Below are 23,925 nucleotides of genomic sequence, written 5' to 3'. Positions count from 1 at the left end.
TAGGCTCCCCTAAGTCGTTGGTTCGGAGTCCGGGGAGGCTGGCGCGCGTGTCTGGTCGCGAAGCGGTGGAAGAGACGGCGGCACATCACCGGGAGCTGGCCGAACCCTGCGATGACCTGGTCGTTCTCGCCGCGTTCGCCGCGCTGCTGTCGCGGTACACCGGTACCACCGACCTCGTCATCGGCATGGGCGCCGTGTTGGTGCGCGTCGATCTCGGCGATGACCCCACCTTCGCGGCGGCGGTCGAGCGGGTTCAGGTCACCCAGGACGAGGCGCTGCCCGACTTCGCGATCGAGGTGGCCGGCACGCGGCTGACCGTGACCTACCGGGCCGACCTCTTCGACGCGGCGACCGTGGACAGCATGCTCGCGCACCTCGACGTGCTGCTGGCCGACGGGCAGGCGCGGCCGTCGTGCCCGGTGAGCCGACTGGCGCTGCTCATGGACGACGAGCGCGAGCGGATCCTCGTCGACTGGAACGACACCGACCGGATGGCCGCCCGCCGGACGCTGCCCTCGCTGTTCGCCGAACAGGTGCGGGCGCGACCGGACGCGGTGGCGGTGGTGTTCGAGTCGTCGTCGCTGACGTATCGGGAGCTGAACGAGCGGGCGAACCGGTTGGCGCACCTGCTGATCTCTCGCGGCGCCGGGCCCGAGCGGGTGGTGGCACTGTCGGTGCCGCGCTCGATGGACATGATCGTGGCCGAGTTGGCGGTGTTGAAGGCGGGCGCGGCCTACCTGCCGCTTGACCCGGACCTGCCGGCCGAGCGGCGTGCGTTCATGGAGGCCGATGCCGCGCCGGTGTGCGTGATCACGGGCCCGCTCGACGATGCGGCCGGGATGCCGTCGACCGATCCGGACGTCGCGGTCGGGCCCGACAACGCCGCGTACGTAATCTACACGTCCGGGTCGACCGGGCGGCCCAAGGGTGTCGTGGTGTCGCACTCTGGCGTGGCGAAGCTGGTGGCCACGCAGGTGGAGCGGTTCGGGGTGGGTCCGCACAGCCGGGTGTTGCAGTTCGCGTCGCCGAGTTTCGACGTGGCGTTCTGGGATCTGTGTCTTGGTTTGCTGTCCGGCGGGCGGTTGGTCGTCGTGCCGGCGGACCGGCGGGTGCCCGGGCCCGAGCTGACCTCGTACGCGTTTGAGCACGAGGTCAACTTCATGATCCTGCCGCCGGCACTGCTCGCCGAGCTGCCGCCGGACCTCGACCTGCCGCGGGACTCGGTGTTGCTGGCGGGTACCGAGCGGGTGTCGCCGGAGTTGGTGGCTCGGTGGGCGCCGGGGCGTCGGATGTTCAACGCGTACGGGCCCACCGAGGCGACGGTGAACTCGACGCTGGGGGAGTGCGCGCCGGGCGCTTCGCTTGTGCCGATTGGTATCCCGGACCCGGGGACGCGGGCGTACGTTTTGGACGGTGCGTTGCGGCCGGTGCCGCCGGGTGTGGTGGGAGAGTTGTACCTGGGTGGTTCTGGTTTGGCGCGGGGCTATCTGGGCCGTCCTTCCCTGACGTCGGAACGGTTCGTGGCCGATCCGTTCGGGGCACCGGGCGGTCGGCTCTATCGGACGGGCGATCTGGTGCGGTGGTTGCCGGACGGCCGGCTGGTGTTCCTGGGCCGGGCGGACGACCAGGTGAAGATCCGTGGGTACCGGATCGAGCTGGGTGAGATCGAGTCCGTGCTCACCGAGCACCCGTCGGTGGCGCAGTCGGTCGTCGTCGCGCGGGACGGGCGGCTGGTCGCGTACGCGGCGGCCGTGGCCGGTCGGGACGCCGACGCCGAGCGGGCGCACGTCAGCGAGTGGCAGGAACTGCACGAGGACGTCTTCACCGACGCGGCATCCGGTGGCCTGGAGGAGAACTTCGCCGGCTGGAACTCCAGCTACGACGGCACCCCCATCCCGCTCGCGGAGATGCGGGAGTGGCACGCGGCGACCATCGAGCGGATCCTGGCCCTGTCCCCGCAGCGGGTCTTCGAGGTCGGCGTCGGCAGCGGGCTGGTCCTGTCCAAAGTGGCGCCTCGGGTGGAGGCGTACTGGGGCGTGGACCTGTCCGAGCGGGCAGTGGCCAACCTGTTGCGGGAAGTGGGCGACGACCCTCGGATTCACCTGGAGAGCCGACCGGCGCACGATCTCGGTTACGTGCCGGAGGACTTCTTCGACACCGTGGTCATCAACTCGGTGGCGCAGTACTTCCCGAGCGTCGACTACCTGGTCGAGGTCATCCGCAAGGCGTACGACTTCCTGGCGCCCGGCGGCGTGATCTTCCTCGGTGACATCCGGAACGCGCGGCTCCTGCCGGTCTTCGAGGCGGCCACGGGTCGTACGCAGGAAAGTGAGCTGCTGCTCGATCCCGACTTCTTCCCTGCCCTCGCCCGAGAACTGGGCGGGCACGCCGATCTGTGGGTCAAGCGGGGCGAGGCGCACAACGAACTGAGCCGTTACCGCTACGACGTGGTGCTGCGTAAGGACTCTCCCGCGCAGACCCCGGCGGAGACCGTGGTCGCCTTCGAATGTCCCGCCGCCGTCGACCGGTTGCTCCACGACGAGCGACCCACCCGCCTGCGCGTCACCGGCATTCCCAACGGACGCCTCGCCGGCGACCTCGACGGGTTCACCGGCGTCGATCCCGAGTTGCTGCACCAGCTCGGTGCGCCGGCCGGCTACCACGTCGCCGTGACGTGGTCGGCCGACGAAAAGGCGCTCGAGGCCGTCTTCGCGCTCGATGAACCTGGCCACGTGTACCGGCCTGGCGCACTCGGCACGGCCTGGGCCGCCTACGCCAACAACCCCGCCCGTCGGCGGGAAACCGCCACGCTCACGGCCACACTCCGTGCCTACGCTCGCGAGCGCCTGCCCGAGTACATGGTGCCGTCCTCGTTCGTGGTCCTGGATCGGCTGCCGGTGCTGGCATCCGGCAAGGTGGACCGGCGCGCGCTGCCCGACCCCGAGCCGCGTGTCACCGGTGGTCGGGCCCCTCGCACGCCGGTCGAGCAGATGCTGTGCGAGATGTTCGCCGAGGTGCTCGGCCTGTCCTCAGTGGGCGCGGACGACGACTTCTTCGACCTCGGCGGGCATTCCCTGCTCGCCACGCGACTGCTCCTGTGGATTCGCAAGGCGGTCGGTGCGGAGCTGTCGGTTCGTGCCGTGTTCGACACGGCAACCCCGGCCGGGCTCGCCGAGCTGCTGTCCGGCACGGTCGCCGCGGAGAGCCGTCCCGAGCTGGTCGCCGCCGCTCGGCCAGGGCGGGTGCCGCTTTCCTTTGCCCAGCAACGGCTGTGGTTCCTCCACCGGCTGGAAGGCGGCTCCGCGACCTACAACGTGCCGCTGGTACTCCGCCTGACCGGCCAGCTGGACGTGTCCGCGTTGCGGGTGGCGCTGAACGACGTGGTGGCCCGGCACGAGGCACTTCGGACGGTGTTCCAGGCCGCGGACGGCGTGCCGTACCAGCACATCCTCCCGGCCGCCGAGGTCGAGCTGGTTACGCGGACCGTTCCGTCGTCCGAAGTGGACGACACGGTGGCGGACGTCGTGCGTGGCGTGTTCGACCTGGAGACCACGATCCCGGTGCGGGCCGAGCTGCTGCGGCTTGGGTCCAGTGAGCATGTGCTCGTCCTGGTGGTCCACCACATCGCCGCCGACGGCTGGTCGATGGCGCCGCTGTGGCGTGACCTCGGCACCGCCTACACCGCCCGTGTGGCCGGCCGCGCGCCAGGCTGGGCACCACTGCCCGTGCAGTACGCGGACTACACGCTGTGGCAACGAGAGCTGCCGGGCATGGAGTCCCAGTTGGACTACTGGCGGCAGACCCTGAGTGGCCTGCCCGACCGCACCGAGCTGCCCACCGACCGGCCGCATCCCGCGGTGTCCTCGTACAGCGGCGGGTTCTTCACGTTCGAGTGGGACGCCGAGCTGCTCGCCGGTCTCACGGACCTGGCTCGTGCCTGTGGGGCCAGTGTGTTCATGGTCGTGCACGCCGGCCTCGCCGCGTTGCTGACCCGGCTCGGTGCGGGCACGGACGTGCCGGTCGGCACGCCGATCGCCGGCCGCACCGACCAGGCCCTCGAAGACCTGGTCGGGTTCTTCGTGAACACGCTGGTGCTGCGGGTCGACACGGCCGGCGACCCGTCGTTCCGCGACCTGGTCACGCGGGTGCGGGAACGCAGCCTGGACGCGTACGCCCACCAGGACGTGCCGTTCGAGCGGCTCGTGGAGGCGTTGAACCCGGCCCGTTCGCTGGCCTACCACCCGCTGTTCCAGACCATGCTCGCCTGGCAGAACACCCCGACCGCCGGGGTGGAGCTGCCGGGGCTCTCCGTCGACGAGATCAAGGTCGGCACCGGCACCGCCAAGTTCGACCTGTGGTTCTCGCTCACCGAGAAACCACACGGCGTCCAGGGACTCGCCGAGTACAACACCGAGGTCTTCGACCGGTCCACTGTGGATGCGATCCTCGCCCGGCTCGAACGGGTGCTGCGTGCGGTCGTCGCCGACCCGGACGCCGCCGTCGGCGCGATCGATCTGCTCACCACTGCCGAGCGCGAGCAGAGCTGGGTGCACACACCGGTTCCCGAGACGACGCTGCCCGAGTTGTTCGCCGCGCAGGTCGCCGCCACTCCCGAGCATCCGGCGCTCTGCTTCGAGGACGTCGAGCTGAGCTACGCCGAACTGGACGCGGCCGCGAACCGGCTCGCCCACTGGCTGGCCAGCCAGGGCGCGGGACCCGAGCAGGTCGTGGCCGTGGCGCTGCCGCGCTCGGTCGAGCTGATCACCGCCCTGCTCGCCGTGCTGAAGACCGGCGCCGCCTACCTGCCGGTGGACCCGGACTACCCCGCCGACCGCGTCGAGTTCATGATTTCCGACGCCCGGCCGGCAATCGTGCTGTCGCAGGACGTGCTCGCCGAGGCGGATCTGTCCGCCTTCCCCAGCACGCCGTTGGAGGTTGACCTCCGCCCGGACCACCCGGCCTACGTCATCTACACGTCCGGCTCGACCGGTCGGCCCAAGGGCGTCCTGGTGTCGCACCGGGGCATCGTCAACCGTCTGTTGTGGATGCAGCACGAGTACGGACTTACCCCTGCCGACCGGGTGTTGCAGAAGACGCCGTCGAGCTTCGACGTGTCGGTCTGGGAGTTCTTCTGGCCGCTCATCACCGGCGCCACCGAGGTTGTCGCCCGCCCGGACGGCCACAAGGACCCCGCCTACCTGGCGTCGCTGATCCGCGAACGCGGCGTCACCACCGTCCACTTCGTCCCGTCGATGCTGCAGGTGTTCCTGCGTGAGCCGACCGCGGCCGGGTGCACGACGCTTCGCCGCGTCATCTGCAGCGGCGAGGCCCTGCCCGTCGACGCCGTCGAGCTGTTCAGCCGGGTGCTGGACGCCGAGCTACACAACCTGTACGGGCCGACCGAGGCCTCTGTGGACGTCACGTACTGGCCGTGCGACCCGGCCGACCCGACCGTGCCGATCGGCCGCGAGGTGTGGAACACCCGCACCTACGTGCTCGACGCCCGCCTCCAGCCCGTTCCACCCGGCACACCGGGCGAGCTGTACCTGGCCGGCGTACAGCTGGCCCGCGGTTACCTGAACCGTCCCGGCCTGACGGCGGAACGGTTCGTCGCGGACCCGTTCGGGCCGCCCCGCGCCCGGATGTACCGCACCGGCGACCTGGCCAAACGGCGCACGGACGGAGTGCTCGAGTATCTCGGTCGCGCCGACGAGCAGGTCAAGATCCGCGGGTTCCGCGTCGAACCCGGCGAGATCGCCGCGACGCTCGCCGACCACCCGGACGTCGACCAGGCCGTGGTCGTGGCCCGCGAGGACCGGCCGGGCGACGTGCGCCTTGTCGGCTACGTGGTGCCGGGCGCGCTGGACGCCGGCGCGACCGAACACGTCGGCGAGTGGCGGGAGCTGTACGACTCGCTGTACTCCGCCAGCCCCGACGACTTCTCGGGCTGGAACTCCAGCTACGACGGCCAACCCATCCCCGTCGAACAGATGCGGGAGTGGCGGGACGCGGTCGTGACGCGGATCCGCGAGCTGCGGCCACGGCGCGTGCTGGAGATCGGCGTCGGAACCGGTCTGATCATGTCCCAGCTGGTGCCGGAATGCGAGGAGTACTGGGGCACCGACGTTTCCGCCGCCGCCGTCGACGGGCTGCGCCACCGGTATCCGGACGCGACGCTGTACCAACGGGACGCGGCCGATCTTTCCGGGCTGCCACGGGACTTCTTCGACACCATCGTGATCAACTCGGTGGTGCAGTACTTCCCGAGCGGCGACTACCTCCGCGCGGTGCTGCGCGGTGCGCTCGACCTCGTTGTGCCGGACGGCGCGGTGTTCGTCGGCGACGTGCGTGACCTGCGCCAGCTGTCGGCCTTCCACGCGGAGGTCGCGGCCCGGCGCGGCGACCGGACCGCGGCACAGGGATTGGCCCGGGAGAAGGAACTGCTGGTCGCACCGGAGTTGTTCGCCGACTTCGGTAGTGCCGACGTCCGGATCAAGCGGGCACGGCATGTCAACGAGCTGAGCCAGTTCCGCTACGACGTGGTGCTCCACAAGGAACCGACCGTGTTCCAGGACCTGCGTGACGTGCCCGAGGTGGCCTGGGACAGTCTCACGGCGACCTCGGCTCTGCTGCGGCAGCGGCTGAAGGCGCTGCGTGTCACCGGAGTGCCGAACGGGCGCATCACCGACGGCATCGATCCCGAGAAGATCCACGAGCTGGGTGAGGCGCTCGGCTACCGCACCGTGACCACCTGGTTCGAGGCGGGGGACGGCAGCTTCGACGCGATCTTCTTCACCGGCCGTGGTGTGCCGGTCAACACGTTCGTCGGCTGCCACGCCGAGTCATGGTTCAACGACCCGCTGCGGATGCGTCAGCACACGGACCTGGTCGCCGCCGTGCGCGAGCTGGCCACGCGACGGCTCCCGGAACACATGGTGCCGTCGGCGATCGTCGTGCTCGACGCCATTCCGGTGACCGACAACGGAAAGCTGGACCGTCGCGCACTGCCCTCGCCCGACCCTGCCGTGTCTACTTCGGACCGTGAACCGGCGAACGAGCGCGAACGCCAGCTGTGTGAGATGTTCGCCGAGGTGCTGGGCGTGCCGAAGGTCGGCCCGGACGACAGCTTCTTCGACCTCGGCGGCCACTCGCTGCTCGCCACCCGGCTGATCGCCCGGGTCCGCGCTGCCCTGCACGCCGAGCTGGCGGTCCGGTCGGTGTTCGAGACACCGACCCCGGCCGGCCTCGCCGACCTGCTCACCGAGTCCACCGCCCGGGCCCGGCCACCGCTCGTGCCGGCCACGCGACCGGAGTACCTGCCGCTTTCCTTTGCCCAGCAGCGGTTGTGGTTCCTGCGCCACCTGGAAGGCCCGTCCGCCACCTACAACGTGCCGCTGATCATGCGGCTGTCCGGTGAGCTGGACGTGTCGGCACTCGGCGCGGCCCTGGCCGACGTCACGTCCCGGCACGAAGCCTTGCGCACAGTCTTCCCGCAGCGGGACGGCGTGCCGTACCAACGGATTCTCCCGGCGGCGGACGTGCCGCTACGGGTTCGGAACGTGACCGAGGCCGACCTGGACTCGGTGCTGACCGGGCTCGTGCGGGGCGCGTTCGACCTGGAGACCCGCGCACCGATGCGGGTGGAGCTGTTGCGGCTTGGCTCTGGCGAGCACGTGCTGGCGCTGGTGTTCCACCACATCGCCTCGGACGGCTGGTCGATGGCGCCGTTGTGGCGGGACATCGCGACCGCCTACGCCGCACGGTTGGACGGTCGTGCGCCGGACTGGACGCCTCTGCCGGTGCAGTACGGGGACTACACGCTCTGGCAACGGGAACTGCTCGGTGACGAGTCCGATCCGGACAGTGAGATCACCGCGCAACTCGACTACTGGCGGAACACCCTGGCCGGTCTGCCCGAGCGGATCGAGCTGCCGCTCGACCGTCCACACCCCACGGTCGCCACGTTCCGCGGCGAGCTGTTCACGTTCACCTGGGACGCGGACCTGCACGCCAAGCTGGTGACGCTGGCTCGCGCCTGCGGGGCGAGCGTGTTCATGGTCGTCCATGCCGGGTTGGCCGCGTTGCTGACCAGACTCGGCGCGGGCACCGACGTTCCGATCGGCTCGCCGATCGCCGGTCGTACCGACCACGCACTCGACGATCTGGTCGGCTTCTTCGTGAACACGTTGGTGCTGCGGGTCGACACTTCCGGCGAGCCGACGTTCCGCGAGCTGGTGGAACGGGTGCGGGAACGCGACCTGGACGCCCACGCTCACCAGGACGTGCCGTTCGAGCGGCTGGTGGAGGCGCTGAACCCGGCACGATCGCTGTCGTACCACCCGCTGTTCCAGGTGATGATCGCCGGCCAGAACAACACCCGCGCGGACGTGCGACTGCCGGGCCTCACGGTCACCGAGATCCCCGTGACCACGGGCACCTCGAAGTTCGACCTGTCGATCTCGCTGACCGAGCGCGACTTCGGCGTCGACGGTGTGATGGAGTTCAACACCGACGTGCTCGACCAGTCCACTGTGGATGCCGTGTTGTCCCGTTTGGAGCGGCTCCTGCGTTCGGCGCTGGCCGACCCGGACCGCCCTGTCGGCGGCCTGGATCTCCTGGCGGCCGGCGAGCGCGATCAGGTGCTGGGTGCGTGGGCCGGCGTCGACGAAGGCATGGGCACGTCGACGTTCGTCTCGCTGTTCGCCTCTCAGGTGCGGGCTCGGCCGGATGCGGTGGCGGTGGTGTTCGAGTCGTCGTCGCTGACGTACCGGGAGTTGAACGGGCGGGCGAACCGGTTGGCGCATCTGCTGATCTCTCGCGGCGCCGGCCCGGAGAAGGTCGTGGCGCTGGCGGTACCTCGGTCGCTGGACATGATCGTGGCGGAGCTGGCCGTGTTGAAGGCTGGCGCGGCGTACCTGCCGATCGATGTGGACTATCCGGCCGAGCGCGTGGCGTTCATGCTGGCCGATGCGGCCCCGGTGTGTGTGGTGACGACCGAGCCGGAGCGCTTCCCTGGTGTCGCGCTCGGGCTCGAGGACGCGGCCGGGGTGCCGTCGACCGACCCGGATGTCGTGATCCGTCCGGAGAACTCGGCGTACGTGATCTACACGTCCGGCTCCTCCGGGCGGCCCAAGGGCGTGGTCGTCTCGCATGCCGGCGTGGCGAAGCTGGTGGCGACGCAGGTCCGACGATTCGGTGTCGGTCCGCACAGCCGGGTGCTGCAGTTCGCGTCGCCGAGCTTCGACGTGGCGTTCTGGGACCTGTGTCTCGGCTTGCTGTCCGGCGGGCGACTGGTCGTGGTACCGGCGGAACGGCGGGTCGCGGGCCCGGCCTTGACGTCTTATGCGTTCGAGCACGAGGTCGACTTCATGATCCTCCCGCCCGCGCTGTTGGATGCTCTGCCGCCGGAGTGTGACCTGCCCCGGGATTCGGTGTTGTTGGCGGGTACCGAGCGGGTGTCGCCGGAGTTGGTGGCTCGTTGGGCACCGGGCCGACGGATGTTCAACGCCTACGGACCGACCGAGGCCACGGTGAACTCCACGCTTGGCGAGTGCACGCCGGGTGCTTCCCTTGTCCCCATTGGTATCCCGGACCCGGACACCCGCGCGTACGTCCTGGATGGAGCGTTGCGGCCGGTGCCGCCGGGGGTCGTCGGCGAGCTGTACCTGGGTGGGTCCGGTCTCGCGCGGGGCTACCTGGGCCGTCCTTCCCTGACATCGGAACGGTTCGTGGCCGATCCCTTCGGTCCGGCCGGTGGTCGGTTGTACCGCACGGGCGATCTGGTCCGGTGGTTGCCGGACGGCCGGCTGGTGTTCCTGGGTCGGGCGGATGACCAGGTGAAGATCCGTGGGTACCGGATCGAGCTGGGCGAGATCGAGTCCGTGCTTGCCGCCCACCCGGCCGTCGGACAACCGGTCGTGATCGCGCGGGACGGGGAGCTGATCGCGTACGCGGTTCCGGCCGGTGTCCGCGACGCGAACGCGGAACGCGACCACGTGGCCGAATGGCAGGAGCTGCACGAGGACGTCTTCGCGGGTGCGGCCGACGGCGGCCTGGAGGAGAACTTCGCCGGCTGGAACTCCAGCTACGACGGCACTCCCATCCCGCTCGCGGAGATGCGGGAGTGGCACGCGGCGACCATTGAGCGAATCCTCGCCCTGTCGCCACGCCGGGTGTTCGAGATCGGCGTCGGCAGCGGCCTGATCCTGTCCCGGATCGCGCCGGTGGCCGAGGAGTACCGGGGCGTGGACCTGTCCGAGCGGGCAGTGGCCAACCTGCTGCGGGAGGTCGGCGACGACCCGAGGATCCACCTGGAGTGCCGCCCCGCCCACGACCTGGGCGACGCGCCGGACGGCCACTACGACACGGTGATCATCAACTCGGTGGCGCAGTACTTCCCGAGCGTCGACTACCTGGCCGACGTGGTCCGCCGGGCCTACGCGCTGCTGGCGCCCGGCGGCGCGATCTTCCTCGGCGACATCCGGAACCTGCGGCTCCTGCCTCTCTTCGCGGAGGCCACGGGCCGGTCGGTCGCGCACGAGGGCGAACTGGTGCTGGACCCCGACTTCTTCGCGGCGATGGCCGAAGAACTGGGCGGCACCACCGATCTCTGGGCGAAGCGCGGCAAGGCTCACAACGAGCTGACCCGCTACCGCTACGACGCCGTCCTCCGCAAGGCCGCTCCCGCGCCGAGGCCGGCGGAGACATTGGTCGCGTTCGACGATCTCGCCGATGAGGCGTACACGAAAACGCAACTCGCAGGGGCCGAAAGCGAGACTCGCGGGGGCCGAACGCGAGACTCGCGGGTTTTGGGGCTTGAGCGGGTGCTTCGGGGTGGGGCTGAGCGGGTTCGGGTTACTGGTATTCCCAACGGGCGGCTTGCTGGGGATCTTGACGGGTTCGTTGGGGTTGAGCCGGAGGAGCTGTTCGCGCTTGCCGAGCGCTGTGGGTACCGGGTCGGTGTGACCCTCGGGGCCGGTACTGCTCTCGAGGCCGTCTTCGCTCTTTGTGAGCCCTCACATGTCTATCGGCCTTCGGCCGTGCGCGGGGTGCTGGGCAACAACCCCGCTGGGCGGCGGGAGGTCGGGTCGCTTGTCGCGGCGCTTCGGGCGCATGTGCGGGAGAATCTGCCTGCCTACATGGTGCCTTCCGCGTTCGTGCTGCTTGATCGGTTGCCGTTGCTGCCCTCTGGCAAGGTTGATCGCAAGGCTCTGCCCGCACCCGAGCGACAGGCCGAGGGCGTGGGACGCCCGCCACGCACACCTGTCGAGGAAGTGCTCTGTGGACTTTTCGGCGAGGTGCTTGGCGTGCCTGCCGTTGGCGTCGACGACGACTTCTTCTCACTCGGCGGGCACTCCCTGCTCGCCACCCGGCTCGTCGCCCGGTTGCGGGCCGTGTTCGGGGTCGAGCTGGCCGTGCGGGCCGTCTTCGAGACGCCCACGGTCGCCGGGCTGGCCGCCGCACTGTCCACGGGGGACACGCCGGTACGTCCGCCGCTGGTTCCCCTCGAGCGGCCGGAGCGGCTGCCGCTGTCTTTTGCCCAGCAGCGGTTGTGGTTCCTGCACCGACTCGAAGGGCCATCACCCACCTACAACATGCCCAGCGCCATGCGGTTGTCCGGGCGGCTCGACGTGCCTGCCCTGCGGGCCGCGCTCGGCGACGTCCTCGACCGGCACGAGGCACTGCGCACGGTCTTCCCGGACCACGATGGCGAGCCTTACCAGCTCGTCCTCGACGACCCGGAGGTGCCACTGTCCCAGCGGGACGTCACCGAGGCGGGGCTCGCCGACGCGATCTCCGACGTCGCGCGGACCGTGTTCGACCTGGAGACCCGGGCCCCGCTTCACGCGGAGCTGTTGCGGCTCAACCGCTCCGAACACGTGCTCGTGCTCGTGTTCCACCACATCGCCTCCGACGGCTGGTCGACCGCGCCCCTCTGGCGCGACCTCGCCACCGCCTACACCGCCCGCTCCGCCGGCCACGCACCCGGTTGGGCGCCGCTGCCCGTGCAGTACGCGGACTACACGCTGTGGCAACGCGACCTCGACATCGAACCGCAGCTGGACTACTGGCGACAGACCCTCAACGGCCTGCCGGACCGGATCGAGCTGCCCACCGACCGGCCGCACCCCGCACGGGCGTCCTACCGCGGTGAGATGCTGCCGTTCGAATGGGACGCCGATCTGCGGGACGGGCTCACCGAACTGGCGCGTGCCTGCGGGGCCAGCGTGTTCATGGTCGTCCACGCCGGACTGACCGCGCTGCTGACCAGGCTCGGCGCCGGCACCGACATCCCCGTCGGCACCTCGATCGCCGGCCGCACCGACCAAGCGCTCGACGACCTCGTCGGGTTCTTCGTCAACACGTTGGTGCTGCGGGTCGACACCGTGGGCGATCCGTCCTTCCGGGAGCTGGTGAGTCGCGTCCGCGAGCGTGGCCTGGACGCCTACGCGCACCAGGACGTGCCGTTCGAGCGGCTCGTGGAGACACTCAACCCCGTCCGGTCGCTGGCCTACCACCCGCTGTTCCAGACCATGCTTGCCTGGCAGAACAACGCGGTCGCCGACCTGCGCCTGCCGGGCCTGACCGTCACCGAGGAACCGGTCCGCACCGGCACGGCCCGCGCCGACCTGACCTTCTTCGTTGGCGAACACGGCGACGGCATCCGTGGCGCGGCCGAGTACAACTCCGACATCTTCGACCGCTCCACAGTGGATTCGCTGCTGGCCAGGCAGGAACGCCTGCTGCGGGCCGTGATCGCCGACTCGGCGCAACCGATCGGCCGCATCGACCTGCTCACCGCGGACGAGCACGAACGGCTCGTCGCCGAGTGGGCCGACGCCGTCACCGCCGTGCCGGCACGCAGTGTCGCCGAACTGTTCGCCGCGCAGGTGGCCCGTATCCCGGACCACCCGGCGCTGCTCTTCGGCGACACCACGCTCACCTATGCCGAACTGGACGCCGCCGCCGACCGGCTCGCGCGGGCACTGGCCGCGCGGGGTGTCGGGCCGGAAAAGGTCGTGGCGCTGGCACTTCCGCGTTCACCCGCACTGGTCACCGCACTGCTCGCGGTGCTCAAGGCCGGTGCCGCCTACCTGCCGCTCGACCTCAACCACCCGGCCGAGCGCATCGAGCTGATGCTCACCGACGCCCGGCCACACCTGGTCATCGACGACATCGACGAGTTCGCGTCGAGCGACGCCGAACTGCCGGCCGTGCACCCGGACAACCCCGCGTACGTGATCTTCACCTCCGGCTCGACCGGCCGGCCCAAGGCTGTCGCCGGCACACACCGCGCTCTCGCCAACCGCCTGCACTGGGGCCGAAACCTCGGCGGCGGCATCCGGGTCGCGAAGAGCGCGCTCACGTTCATCGACGGCTCCACCGAGCTGCTCGGCGGGCTGGTCGCCGGTGACACCGTCCTGCTCGCGGACGACACGACCGCGAAGGACCCGTTCGCGCTCGCCAGGCTGGTGGACCGGCACGGCGCCACCATGCTCACGGTCGTCCCGAGTCTGCTGTCCACTCTGGTCACGGAGGCGCCGGCCGGCTGGTTCGACTCGGTGACCACGTGGATCACCAGCGGCGAGGCGCTGTCGTCCACATTGGCCGACGCGGTGGCCACTCGCTGGCCAGGTGCGCGTCTCGTGAACCTGTACGGCTGCTCGGAAGCCGCCGGCGACAGCCTCGAACACGTCTGGCAGCCAAGCGAAACCGGTCCGGTGCCGATCGGCCGGCCGATCGCGAACACCCGGGCGTACGTGCTCGACACCGCCCTGCGCCCGGTGCCACCCGGTGTCCGGGGTGAGCTGTACCTGGCCGGCGACGGCCTCGCCCGCGGCTACCTCGGCCAGCAGGACCGCACGGCCGAACGGTTCGTCGCGGACCCGTTCGGCCCGGCGGGTGCCCGGATGTACCGCACCGGCGACCTCGTCCGCCGCCGCGTGGACGGGGCGATCGAGTTCCTCGGCCGCGCCGACCAGCAGGTCAAGATCCGCGGCATGCGCGTCGAGCCAGGTGAGGTGGAGGCCGCGCTCACCGCGCACCCGGACGTGACCGCCGCCGCGGTGCTCGCGCGCGACGACCGTCTCATTGGTTACGCGGTCACGTCCATCGACGCGACGCGGCTGCGCGAGTTCCTGGCGCGGCAGCTGCCGGACCACCTCGTGCCGGCACACATCGTCGTGCTGGATGCACTTCCGTTGAATCCCAACGGAAAGCTCGACCGGGCCGCACTGCCGGAACCCGAGCTGACCGAGGTCGTCACCCGCGAGGCACGCACTCCGGCCGAACAGGCACTCTGTGAGCTGTTCGCGGAAGTGCTTGGCGTGCCACGAGTCGGTCCCGACAGCGGGTTCTTCGCCCTCGGTGGGCACTCGCTGCTCGCCACCCGCCTGGTCAGCCGCATCCGTGGCGTGCTGGGCGTGGAGGTGCCGATCCGCGCGGTGTTCGACGCGCCGACACCCGCGCGGCTGGCCGAACTTCTGGACCCGGACCGCGACGCCCGACCCGCGCTGCGTCCGCGGGAGCGGCCGGACGAGTTGCCGCTTTCCTCCGCACAGCAACGTCTCTGGTTCCTCGACCGGCTGTCCGGACCGAGCGCCACCTACAACATCCCGTGGGCATGGCGACTGTCAGGACCGGTCGACGTGGACGCGCTGCGTGCGGCACTGTCCGATGTGGTCGCTCGACACGAGGTGCTGCGCACGCTCATCCACGACAGCGACGGCACCCCGCGGCAGGTCATCCTGCCGACCGCGGAACCCGTGCTGGACGTGGAGATCGTCGAGTCGGGCCTGGCCGACCGGCTCGCGTCGATCGCGAACCACTGCTTCGCCATCGACAGCGAGATCCCGATCCGCGCGGCGCTCCTGACGGTCGACTCGGACACACACGTGTTCGTGTTGCTGGTACACCACATCGCGGGCGACGGCTGGTCGCTGCCGCCCCTGCGCCGCGACCTGGACACGGCCTACGCGGCACGCCTCTCCGGTTTCGCACCACAGTGGACCGCGTTGCCGGTCCAGTATGCGGACTACACGCTGTGGCAACGAGACCTGCTCGGTGACGACAGCGACGAGACGAGCGTGCTTGGCCGGCAGGCGGCGTACTGGCGCGGCACGTTGGCCGGCCTGCCCGACGAGTTGGCGTTGCCCACGGACCGCCCGCGCCCGCCGCGTTCGACGAACCGGGGCGGCACGGTGCCGTTCCAGATCTCACCGGAGGTGCACCGGAGCCTGCGGGAGCTGGCGCACGGCAGCGACGCCAGCCTGTTCATGGTGCTGCAGGCAGGACTCGCTGTCCTGCTCACGCGGCTCGGTGCCGGCACGGACATCCCGCTGGGCAGCCCCATCGCGGGCCGTACCGACCACGCACTCGACGACCTCGCCGGGTTCTTCGTGAACAACCTGGTGCTGCGCACTGATACGAGCGGCGACCCGACGTTCCGCGAGCTGCTGCACCGGGTGCGGGAGACCGACCTCGCCGCCTACGCCAACCAGGACCTGCCGTTCGAGCGGCTGGTCGAGCTGCTCAACCCGGCGCGCTCGCTGGCAAGGCACCCGCTGTTCCAGGTGATGCTGGCCTTCTACCACGCGTCGACGGAACGGGAACGGTTGCTGGGCCTGGAGGCCGAGTACACCGACACGGGGCTGCGGCAGGCGAAGTTCGACCTGTCGTTCGATCTGGTGGAACGGCAGGACGCGGATGGCGCCGCGGCCGGCATCGAGGGCACGATCGAGTACAGTGTGGACCTTTTTGACGAGGCCACCGCCCAGGCCCTGGCCACCCGCCTGGCCAGGCTGCTGACCTCGGCGGTCACGGATCCGGACCGCACGATCGGCCGCCTCGACGTGCTGGACCCCGCAGAACGCCACCAGCTCCTGGCCGAGTGGGGCACGACGTCCGAAGTGGACGGTGACCTCGACACCATTCCCGAACTGTTCGCCGCACAGGTCGCCGCCACGCCGCACGCGCCGGCGTTGAGCGACGACCACGTCGACCTCACGTTCGCCGAGCTGGGCGAGCGGACCGGCCGGCTGGCGCGGGTCCTCGCCGCCGCGGGAGCGGGGCCCGAACGCGTGGTCGCCATCGCGCTGCCGCGGTCGGCCCGGGTGTTCGAGGTGATCCTGGCGGTCATGCAGGCCGGGGCCGCGTACCTGCCCGTCGATCCGGACCAGCCGCTTGACCGGATCGCCGGGATGCTCGCCGATGCCGCACCCGTGCTCGTGATCACCGAACGCGGAGTCGAGCTGCCGGACGGCCCGACACGGCTTCACCTCGACGAGATCGACGACCTGCCCGAGGCGCCCGTGACACCACCCGTGGCGGCGAACCCGGCCTACGTGATCTACACGTCCGGTTCGACCGGGCGGCCCAAGGGTGTCGTGGTGCCGCACTCCGGTCTCGCGAACCTGTTCCGGAGCCACCGCGAAACCCTCTACCGGCCCGCCGGCCGGAACCTGCGGGTCGGGCACGCCTGGTCGTTCTCCTTCGACGCGTCCTGGCAACCGCAGCTGTGGCTGCTCGACGGGCACTCCGTGCACGTGGTCGACGACGACACCCGGCGCGACCCGGCGCGGCTCGCCGCCGTGATCCGGGCCAGGGGCATCGACTTCATCGAGCTGACGCCGTCGCACTTCGCGCAGGTCGCGGCGGCCGGAGTGATCGAGGACGGGTCCTGTGCGCTGCGGGTCGTCGGCGTCGGCGGCGAGGCCGTGCCGCAGCAGCTGTGGGAACAGCTGCGGGACCTGCCGAACACGGCCGCCTATAACCTCTACGGCCCGACCGAGTCCACAGTGGACGCCTTGGTGGGCAACGTGGTCGACGCCGCGCGACCCGTCGTCGGCAGGCCGGTGCACGGGGCCGGCGCGTACGTCCTCGACACCGGGCTCGAACCCGTGCCCGAGGGGGTGCCCGGTGAGCTGTACCTGGCCGGAGCCGGGCTCGCGCGAGGCTACCTCGGACAGGCAGCCCGCACCGCGGAACGGTTCGTGGCCGACCCGTTCGGGCCGGCGGGAACCCGGATGTACCGGACCGGGGACCTCGTGCGGTGGCGCGACGGACAGCTCGAGTACCTGGGCCGCACCGACGACCAGGTCAAGATCCGCGGGTTCCGCATCGAGCCCGGGGAGATCGAGGCCGTGCTGGCCAGGCACGACGAGGTGACCGACGTCGTGGTCGTGGTCCGCGAGGACCGGCCCGGCGACCGGCGGCTCGTGGCGTACACCGTGCCGGACGGACCGGACCCGGCACGGCTGCGGGACTTCGCGGCCCGGTCGCTGCCGGAGTACATGGTGCCGGCCGCGATCGTGCCGATGGCCGCGTTCCCCGTGACGCCCAACGGAAAGCTCGACCGCGCCGCGTTGCCGGCACCCGAGCCGACCCCCGTGGGCCGCCCGCCCGAGACGCCGATGCAGGCTGTCCTGTGTGGACTGCTCGCCGAGGTGCTCGACCTACCGTCGGTCGGTATCGACGACGACCTGTTCGCGCTCGGCGGGCACTCGATGCTGCTCGTCCGGCTGCGTAACCGGATCCGCGAGGAGACCGGTGCCGAACTGCCCATCGCGGAGTTCTTCCGCACCCCGACCGTGGCCGGGCTCGCCGCCCGCCTTCACGAGAATGGACCGTAGATGCGCCGCACCCTGCTGAACGCCAAGATCCACCGCGCCACCGTCACCCAGGCCGACCTGCACTACGTCGGCTCGCTGACGATCGACGCCGACCTGATGAAGGCGGCGGACATCGTCGAGGGCGAGCAGGTCCAGGTCGTCGACATCACCAACGGCGCGCGGCTGGAGACGTACGCGATCACCGGCGAGCCCGGCTCCGGCGTCATCGGGATCAACGGGGCCGCCGCGCACCTCGTGCACCCGGGTGATCTAGTGATCATCATGAGCTACGCGCAACTCGAGCAGCACGAGATCGCGAAACACCAGCCCACCGTCGTGCACGTGGACGAGGCGAACCGTCAGGTCCTCATCGACACCGACCCGGCCCGCCCGGTGCCGGGTACGGCACAGGTGAGTGGTCGTGGCTGAGTCCAGCTGGGACGTCGTGCGGCGGGCGGTCGGCGGGCAGCGTCGGCACGTCGCGTTCGCCTCGTCGCTCTTCGCCTCCCACCAGACTTGCGAAGCACTCGTGCCCGTGCTCATCGGCGTGATCATCGACGATGCCGCGGCCGCGGACGGTTACGGGCGCCTGCTGCTGTGGTTGGCGGTGCTGGCGGCGGTGTTCGCGGTCCTGTCCAACAGCTTCCGGTTCGGGGCGCGGCAGTCGGAACGAGCTGTCGAGCAGGCGGCGCACGACCTCCGGCTCGCACTCGCCGCCCGCGTGCTCGATCCTCGTGGCGGTGCCGAGAAAGGCAGGCTGCCCGGCGAGCTGACGAGCCTCGCGACCGGCGATGCCATGCGGGTCGGTTCGCTCAACCGTGCCCTGCCGTACGGCGTCGCGGCGCTGACCGCGGTCGTGGTGGCGGCGGTCGCGCTGTTGACCATCTCCGTCCCTTTGGGACTGCTGGTACTGCTGGGCACGCCACCGCTGCTGTGGCTGGCCCATCTGCTGGGCCGACCGCTGGAACGTCGCAGCGAAGCCGAACGCGAGCGTGCCGCGGACGCGTCCGGGGTGGCCGCGGACCTGGTGAGCGGTTTGCGGGTGTTGAAGGGCCTGGGCGCGGAACCGGTCGCGATCAGCCGGTACCGGCGTACCAGCCAGGACGCACTCACGGCCACCGTGCATTCCGCGGGCGCGAAAGCCTGGCACGACGGCGGAATGCTCGCGTTGAACGGGATCTTCCTCGCCCTGGTGGCACTCGTGGGTGGACGGCTCGCGGCGTCGGGTGACGTCAGCATCGGCGGGCTGATCGCGGCGGTCGGCCTGGCGCAGTTCCTCATCGGACCGTTGACGAGCTTCGTGTGGGTCAGCTCCGAGGTCGCACAGGCCCGCGGCTCGGCGGCACGGCTGGCGACCCTCCTGTCCACGCCGCCCGCGGTGACGCCCGGCTCGTCGGAGCTGCCGACCCCGGTACGCGGCGAGGTGCGGTTGCGCGGGGTGTCGCACGCGGAACTACGTGAGCTGGACCTGCACGTGCCGGCCGGGGAGTTGCTCGGGGTGGTGGCTCCGGACCCCGCGGTGGCGAACGCGTTGCTGGCATGTCTGGGCCGCGAGGTCGACCCGTCGTCGGGGACCGTGGAGCTGGACGGGGTGCCGCTGCCGGAGCTGCGTCTCGACGCCGTTCGCGCGGCCATGCTGGTCGCCGCCCACGACGCGGACCTGTTCGAGGGCAGCCTGATCAGCAACGTGTCGTCGTCGGAAGAAAGAGTCCTCGCGGCGGCCGGCGCCGACGAGGTGGCACACGCACTGCCGGACGGCGTACACACCGAACTGACCGAACGCGCCCGGTCGCTGTCGGGCGGGCAACGGCAGCGGGTGGCACTGGCCCGCGCACTGGCCGTGGACACCCCGGTCCTGGTCCTACACGACCCGACGACCGCCGTCGACGCGGTCACCGAGGCCCGCATCGCCGCCGGCGTGAAGGAACTACGCACGGGCCGAACCACGATCCTGGTCACCACGAGCCCAGCCCTACTAGCGACCGCCGACCGAGTCGTCGTTGTCGCGGACGGCCAGGTAACCGCGGAAGGCGACCACCACAACCTGGCCGCCGCCAACGAAACCTACCGATCGGCGGTGCTGGCATGACCCCAACCCACCACGCCCCGCGAAAAGCGGCCGTAGCGGTACGTACCCAGCCCCCACCCGATCCCGGGGGCCGGCCCCGGTGCCATTCTACTAGTGGGGGCCGACAAAACCGCTGGTCGGCAGGGGCTGTGGACAACTTTTCTTGTGAGTCCGAGCGAATGGGACAGTCGTGCGTGATCGAGCCCGCGGTGTCGGCCCCGCAGCCGGTGCGGCCGCTTCTCGAAGTGCGTCCGTTGCACGCGCGAGCAACGCCGAGCGGACTTCGCCCACCGGTCGCGCAGCGCCGCGAACGGCGCGTGTGTGCCACTGGCGATGCCCCGAAAGACGCTTTCAGGTCGTTGAACGTCATCAGCGCGTCTTTCGAGACATCGGCGATGCCCCGAAGGGGACACGCGCCGCACCTCTCGAGGGCACAGGGGGTCGGGCATGAGTGAGAACCTGCTGCCCACCGCCACCCCGGCGCGGACCAGGGCGGTCGTGTGGGAGATGCTGCGACCGCATCGCGGGCTCGCCATCGCGGCTTTCTCCGTGCTGGTGGCCGCCACCGCGGTCGGGCTCGCCACCGCGCCCCTGCTGGGCCGCATCGTGGACATCGTCGTCGCGCGGTCGCCCGTTGGGGACATCACGCTGCCGGTCATCCTGCTGATGCTCGCCGCCATCGGGCAGGGGGCGCTCACCGGGCTCGGCGCGAACCTCGTTGCGCGCGTTGGGGAACGGGTGCTCGCCCGGTTGCGGGAGCGGTTCGTGGACCGGGCGTTGCGGCTTCCGCTCGAACAGGTGGAGAAGGCCGGCTCCGGCGACCTCACCTCCCGGGTCACCGACGACGTGACCGTGATCGCCGAGGCGGTGCGGGACGCGTTGCCCGCGCTGGCCCGCGCGTCGCTGACCATCGCGCTCACGCTCGGCGGGATTGCCGTGCTGGACTGGCGTTTCCTCCTCGCCGCGCTGCTCGCCGTGCCGATCCAGGCGCACACCGTCCGCTGGTACGCGCGCAACGCCGGCCCGATGTACGCACGCCAGCGCGTCACCGTCGGTGTGCTGTCCCACCAACTGCTCGACACCATCGGCGCCGGCTCGACCGTGCGTGCGTTCCGGCTCGCCGACGACCACCTCGGGCGCGTGGGCACGAAGTCCCAGGCCGTCATCGACATCGCCCTGCGCGCGGCCCGGCTGTGGACGCGGTTCTTCGCCCGGCTCAACCTCGCCGAGCTGGTCGGGCTCGGTGCCGTGCTCACCGTCGGGTTCCTGTTGGTGCGCAGCGGTGACGTGTCGGTCGGCACGGCCACCGCGGCGGCACTGTACTTCCACGGCCTGTTCAACCCGATCAACGTCGCACTGTCCCTTGTGGACGACGCGCAGGCCGCGATGGCCAGCCTCGCCCGCCTGGTCGGGGTGGTCGAGACGCCGCCACCCGCCGAGCCGGACCAGCCGCCACAGCCACGCGACGCGTCGGTGAACGTCAACGGCGTGCACCACGCCTACCGTGCCGGCGAGGAGGTTCTGCACGGCGTGGACCTCGACATCCGGCCCGGGGAGCGGGTGGCGCTGGTCGGCGCCAGCGGGGCGGGCAAGACCACGCTCGCCAAGCTGATCGCCGGCATCCACACCCCGGTGAGCGGCGACATCCACGTCGGCGGCGCACATCTGGACGAGCTAGGGCCCACGGCGACCCGCCGCGCGGTCGTGCTCGTCACGCAGGAGGTGCACGTGTTCGCCGGCCCGCTCGCCGACGACCTGCGCCTCGCGAAGGCCGACGCCACCGACGACGAGCTGGACGCCGCGCTCGAGAAGGTCGGCGCGCTCCCGTGGGTGCGTGCGTTGCCCGACGGGGTCGCGACCGTCGTGGGGGAGGGCGGTCACCGACTCACGACCGCGCAGTCGCAGCAGTTGGCGTTGGCGCGTCTGGTCCTCGCGGACCCGCCGATCGTGATCCTCGACGAGGCCACCGCGGAGGCCGGCAGCGCGGGCGCCCGGCTGTTGGAGGGAGCGACGGTGGCGGCACTGGAAGGCCGCAGCGCGCTGGTCGTCGCGCACCGGCTCACCCAGGCGGCGTCGGCGGACCGGATCGTCGTGCTCGATGCGGGCCGGGTGGTCGAGTCCGGCACGCACGACGAGTTGGTCATGGCGGGCGGTCACTACGCGACGCTCTGGCAGGCGTGGTCGGCCACACGCGAGAATCCGGCGCCATTGAAGTAAGGTGTGCCTACCCTAATTAGACGATGCGAGGTTGCCATGCCGTTCCGCCCCATCAGCCGCCGCGGTTTCCTGTTCGCCACCGGCGGTCTGGCCGCCACCGCGGCACTCGCCGGCTGCGGTGACGACACCCCGGCCAACTCCTCTTCCTCCGGGGGCGGCGCGTGGGAGTTCACCGACGACCGCGGCACCAAGGTCACGCGCGACAAGCAGCCGCAGAAGGTCGTCGCGTACATCAGCTCGGCCGCGGCGCTGTGGGACTTCGGTATCGAGGCGGCCGGCGTGTTCGGACCGCAGAAGACCGAGTCGGGCGAGAAGGAGATCCAGGCCGGCAACGTCGACCTCGACAAGACCACCTCGCTGGGCGTCGTCTGGGACGACTTCGACGTCGAGAAGTTCATCGGCATGCAGCCGGACCTGCTGGTCACCGGCCTGACGGGCACCAAGCCGACCGACCTGTGGGCGATCACCACGGAAACCGGCCCGAAGGTGGAGAAGGTCGCGCCCATCCTCGCGCTCTCCGAGTACAAGGTGACGCTGCCGAAGGTGATCGAGCGGTACGAGGAACTGGCCAAGGCCTTGGGCGCCGACGTGACGTCGTCCACGGTCACCGACGCGAAGGCGGAGTTCGAGGCGGCGTCCGACGAACTGCGCACGGTGGCCAAGGAGAAGGCCGGCCTCAAGGTGCTGGTCGTGTACTCGGACAAGGACAGCATCTACATCGCGAAGCCGGAGTTCTTCGCGGACCTGTCGTACTACAAGGAGCTGGGCCTGGACATCGTCGAGGGCGGCGGGTCGGAGGACTACTGGGAACAGCTGAGCTGGGAGCAGGTCGGCAAGTACCCGGCGGACCTGATCCTGACCGACACCAGGACGTTCTCGCTGAGCAAGGAACAGATGAACGAGTTCCCGACGTGGCGGGCCCTGCCCGCGGTGGCCGCCGGACAGCTCGGCGACTGGTCCGCGGAGCCACGGTTCAACTACACCCTGGCCGCGCCGGTGATCCGCGACCTGAGCACGGCGATCAAGAACGCGCGTACCGACATCGCTTCGTGAGCGGAGCTTGCTGAGCGAACCATCAACACCGTGGAGGCGACGTGACCAACCCGTTCGAGGACCCCGAGGCCACCTACCTGGTACTGGTCAACGACGAGAACCAGCACAGCCTGTGGCCGTCCTTTGTGGACGCCCCCGCCGGCTGGCGAACCGCACACGGCCCTGCGGACCGCCAGTCCTGTTTGGACTACGTCGAGGAGAACTGGATGGACATGCGCCCACAGAGCCTCATCGACGCGATGGAGTGAGGTGCGCGCGGGGTTCCGACCTCGGGCTTAGTGGGCCGGGCACCGCGCGCCCGGCCCACTAAGCGTTGCGATGCCTCAAGGATGCCCCTGGGGGCGCTGAACGTCCCGGGGGTGCCCCTCAGGAACCGAAGCCGGATCCGGCCCAACCGCCGTGAAACCGCCTCGCGGATGCGCCGTTCACGATCAACGCCGACACAGATGGTTGCGTAGGCCCGGGGTTACGTCAAACTGGGCGAGGGGCGCGGGCTTGGTCAGGCTGGCTGCCTCGCGGGCGCCGAGTGCGTAGCGTCCAGCGGGCACACCGCTGTCTCGAAAGACGCGATCGGGACATCGCCGTTGTCATCAACGACGCGCTCAAGACTTTCAATGACACGAGAGCGTCTTTCAAGACAACGCTGATAGCACCACCAGGCGCGGGCCGGGCGTTCCCGATGTCTCGAGGGTGCCCTTGAGGACGCTGACCGTCCCGAGGGTGCCCTTCAGGGCCTGGTCGAGGGCGATGCGGTTCGGTGCGGTGAAGGGAACCTTCCTCACCGTGGGCGTGATGAAGGACGCCTTTCCTCGCACGGCCACCGACTCGAACCGCCCGCGAAACGGGCACTTCCCGCCGTCAGACCGCGAAACGGCCGCCCGGGTTCAACGCCCCGACATCGCCCGAGACCGTTTCATGATCAACGCCAACACAGATGGTTGCGTAGGCATCCCCCACCCATACCCGGGGGCCACCCCG

General features: G+C 70.5%; 7 protein-coding genes. 6 read left to right on the top strand and 1 reads right to left on the bottom strand.

All coding sequences use genetic code 11. From position 1 onward, the window contains the following. The first annotated feature begins 47 nt into the window (after positions 1-47). The 6 genes from VF106_RS49305 (at position 48) to VF106_RS49280 (ending at position 23,195) form a co-directional block, all read left to right on the top strand. On the top strand, positions 48-17,630 hold the full coding sequence (locus VF106_RS49305) for a non-ribosomal peptide synthase/polyketide synthase (RefSeq protein WP_330847068.1): 17,583 nt from the start codon (positions 48-50) through the stop codon (positions 17,628-17,630). Beyond that, the gene (panD, locus tag VF106_RS49300; protein ID WP_330847067.1) at positions 17,631-18,038 is read left to right on the top strand and encodes an aspartate 1-decarboxylase; all 408 of its coding nucleotides are present in this window, start codon (positions 17,631-17,633) and stop codon (positions 18,036-18,038) included. Then, positions 18,031-19,698, top strand: coding sequence for an ABC transporter ATP-binding protein (locus tag VF106_RS49295; RefSeq protein ID WP_330847066.1), 1,668 nt, complete (start codon positions 18,031-18,033; stop codon positions 19,696-19,698). The genes panD and VF106_RS49295 overlap by 8 nt, the downstream gene beginning before the upstream one ends. Positions 19,699-20,124: 426 nt before the next feature. Then, positions 20,125-21,894, top strand: coding sequence for an ABC transporter ATP-binding protein (locus VF106_RS49290; protein ID WP_330847065.1), 1,770 nt, complete (start codon positions 20,125-20,127; stop codon positions 21,892-21,894). A 36-nt stretch (positions 21,895-21,930) separates the two neighbouring features. Next, positions 21,931-22,947: an ABC transporter substrate-binding protein gene (locus tag VF106_RS49285; RefSeq protein ID WP_330847064.1), complete on the top strand. Its 1,017-nt coding sequence runs from the start codon at positions 21,931-21,933 to the stop codon at positions 22,945-22,947. Positions 22,948-22,988: 41 nt separating this feature from the next. Next, positions 22,989-23,195, top strand: a complete 207-nt coding sequence (locus VF106_RS49280) for an MbtH family protein (RefSeq protein ID WP_330847063.1) — start codon at positions 22,989-22,991, stop codon at positions 23,193-23,195. Between the two features lie 384 nt (positions 23,196-23,579). Here VF106_RS49280 and VF106_RS49275 read toward each other — a convergent pair whose 3' ends face one another. Further along, positions 23,580-23,729: a hypothetical protein gene (locus VF106_RS49275; protein WP_330847062.1), complete on the bottom strand. Its 150-nt coding sequence runs from the start codon at positions 23,727-23,729 to the stop codon at positions 23,580-23,582. Between the last annotated feature and the right edge of the window lie 196 nt (positions 23,730-23,925).

The organism is Actinophytocola sp. (assembly GCF_036378875.1).
Classification (GTDB): domain Bacteria; phylum Actinomycetota; class Actinomycetes; order Mycobacteriales; family Pseudonocardiaceae; genus Actinophytocola.
This window is presented reverse-complemented; position numbering and strand designations above follow the sequence as displayed.

Bases quoted from the DNA above. Each gene is read 5' to 3' on its own strand.
- panD (WP_330847067.1), top strand. From the start codon at position 17,631: ATGCGCCGCACCCTGCTGAACGCCAAGATCCACCGCGCCACCGTCACC.
- VF106_RS49290 (WP_330847065.1), top strand. From the start codon at position 20,125: ATGAGTGAGAACCTGCTGCCCACCGCCACCCCGGCGCGGACCAGGGCG.
- VF106_RS49285 (WP_330847064.1), top strand. From the start codon at position 21,931: ATGCCGTTCCGCCCCATCAGCCGCCGCGGTTTCCTGTTCGCCACCGGC.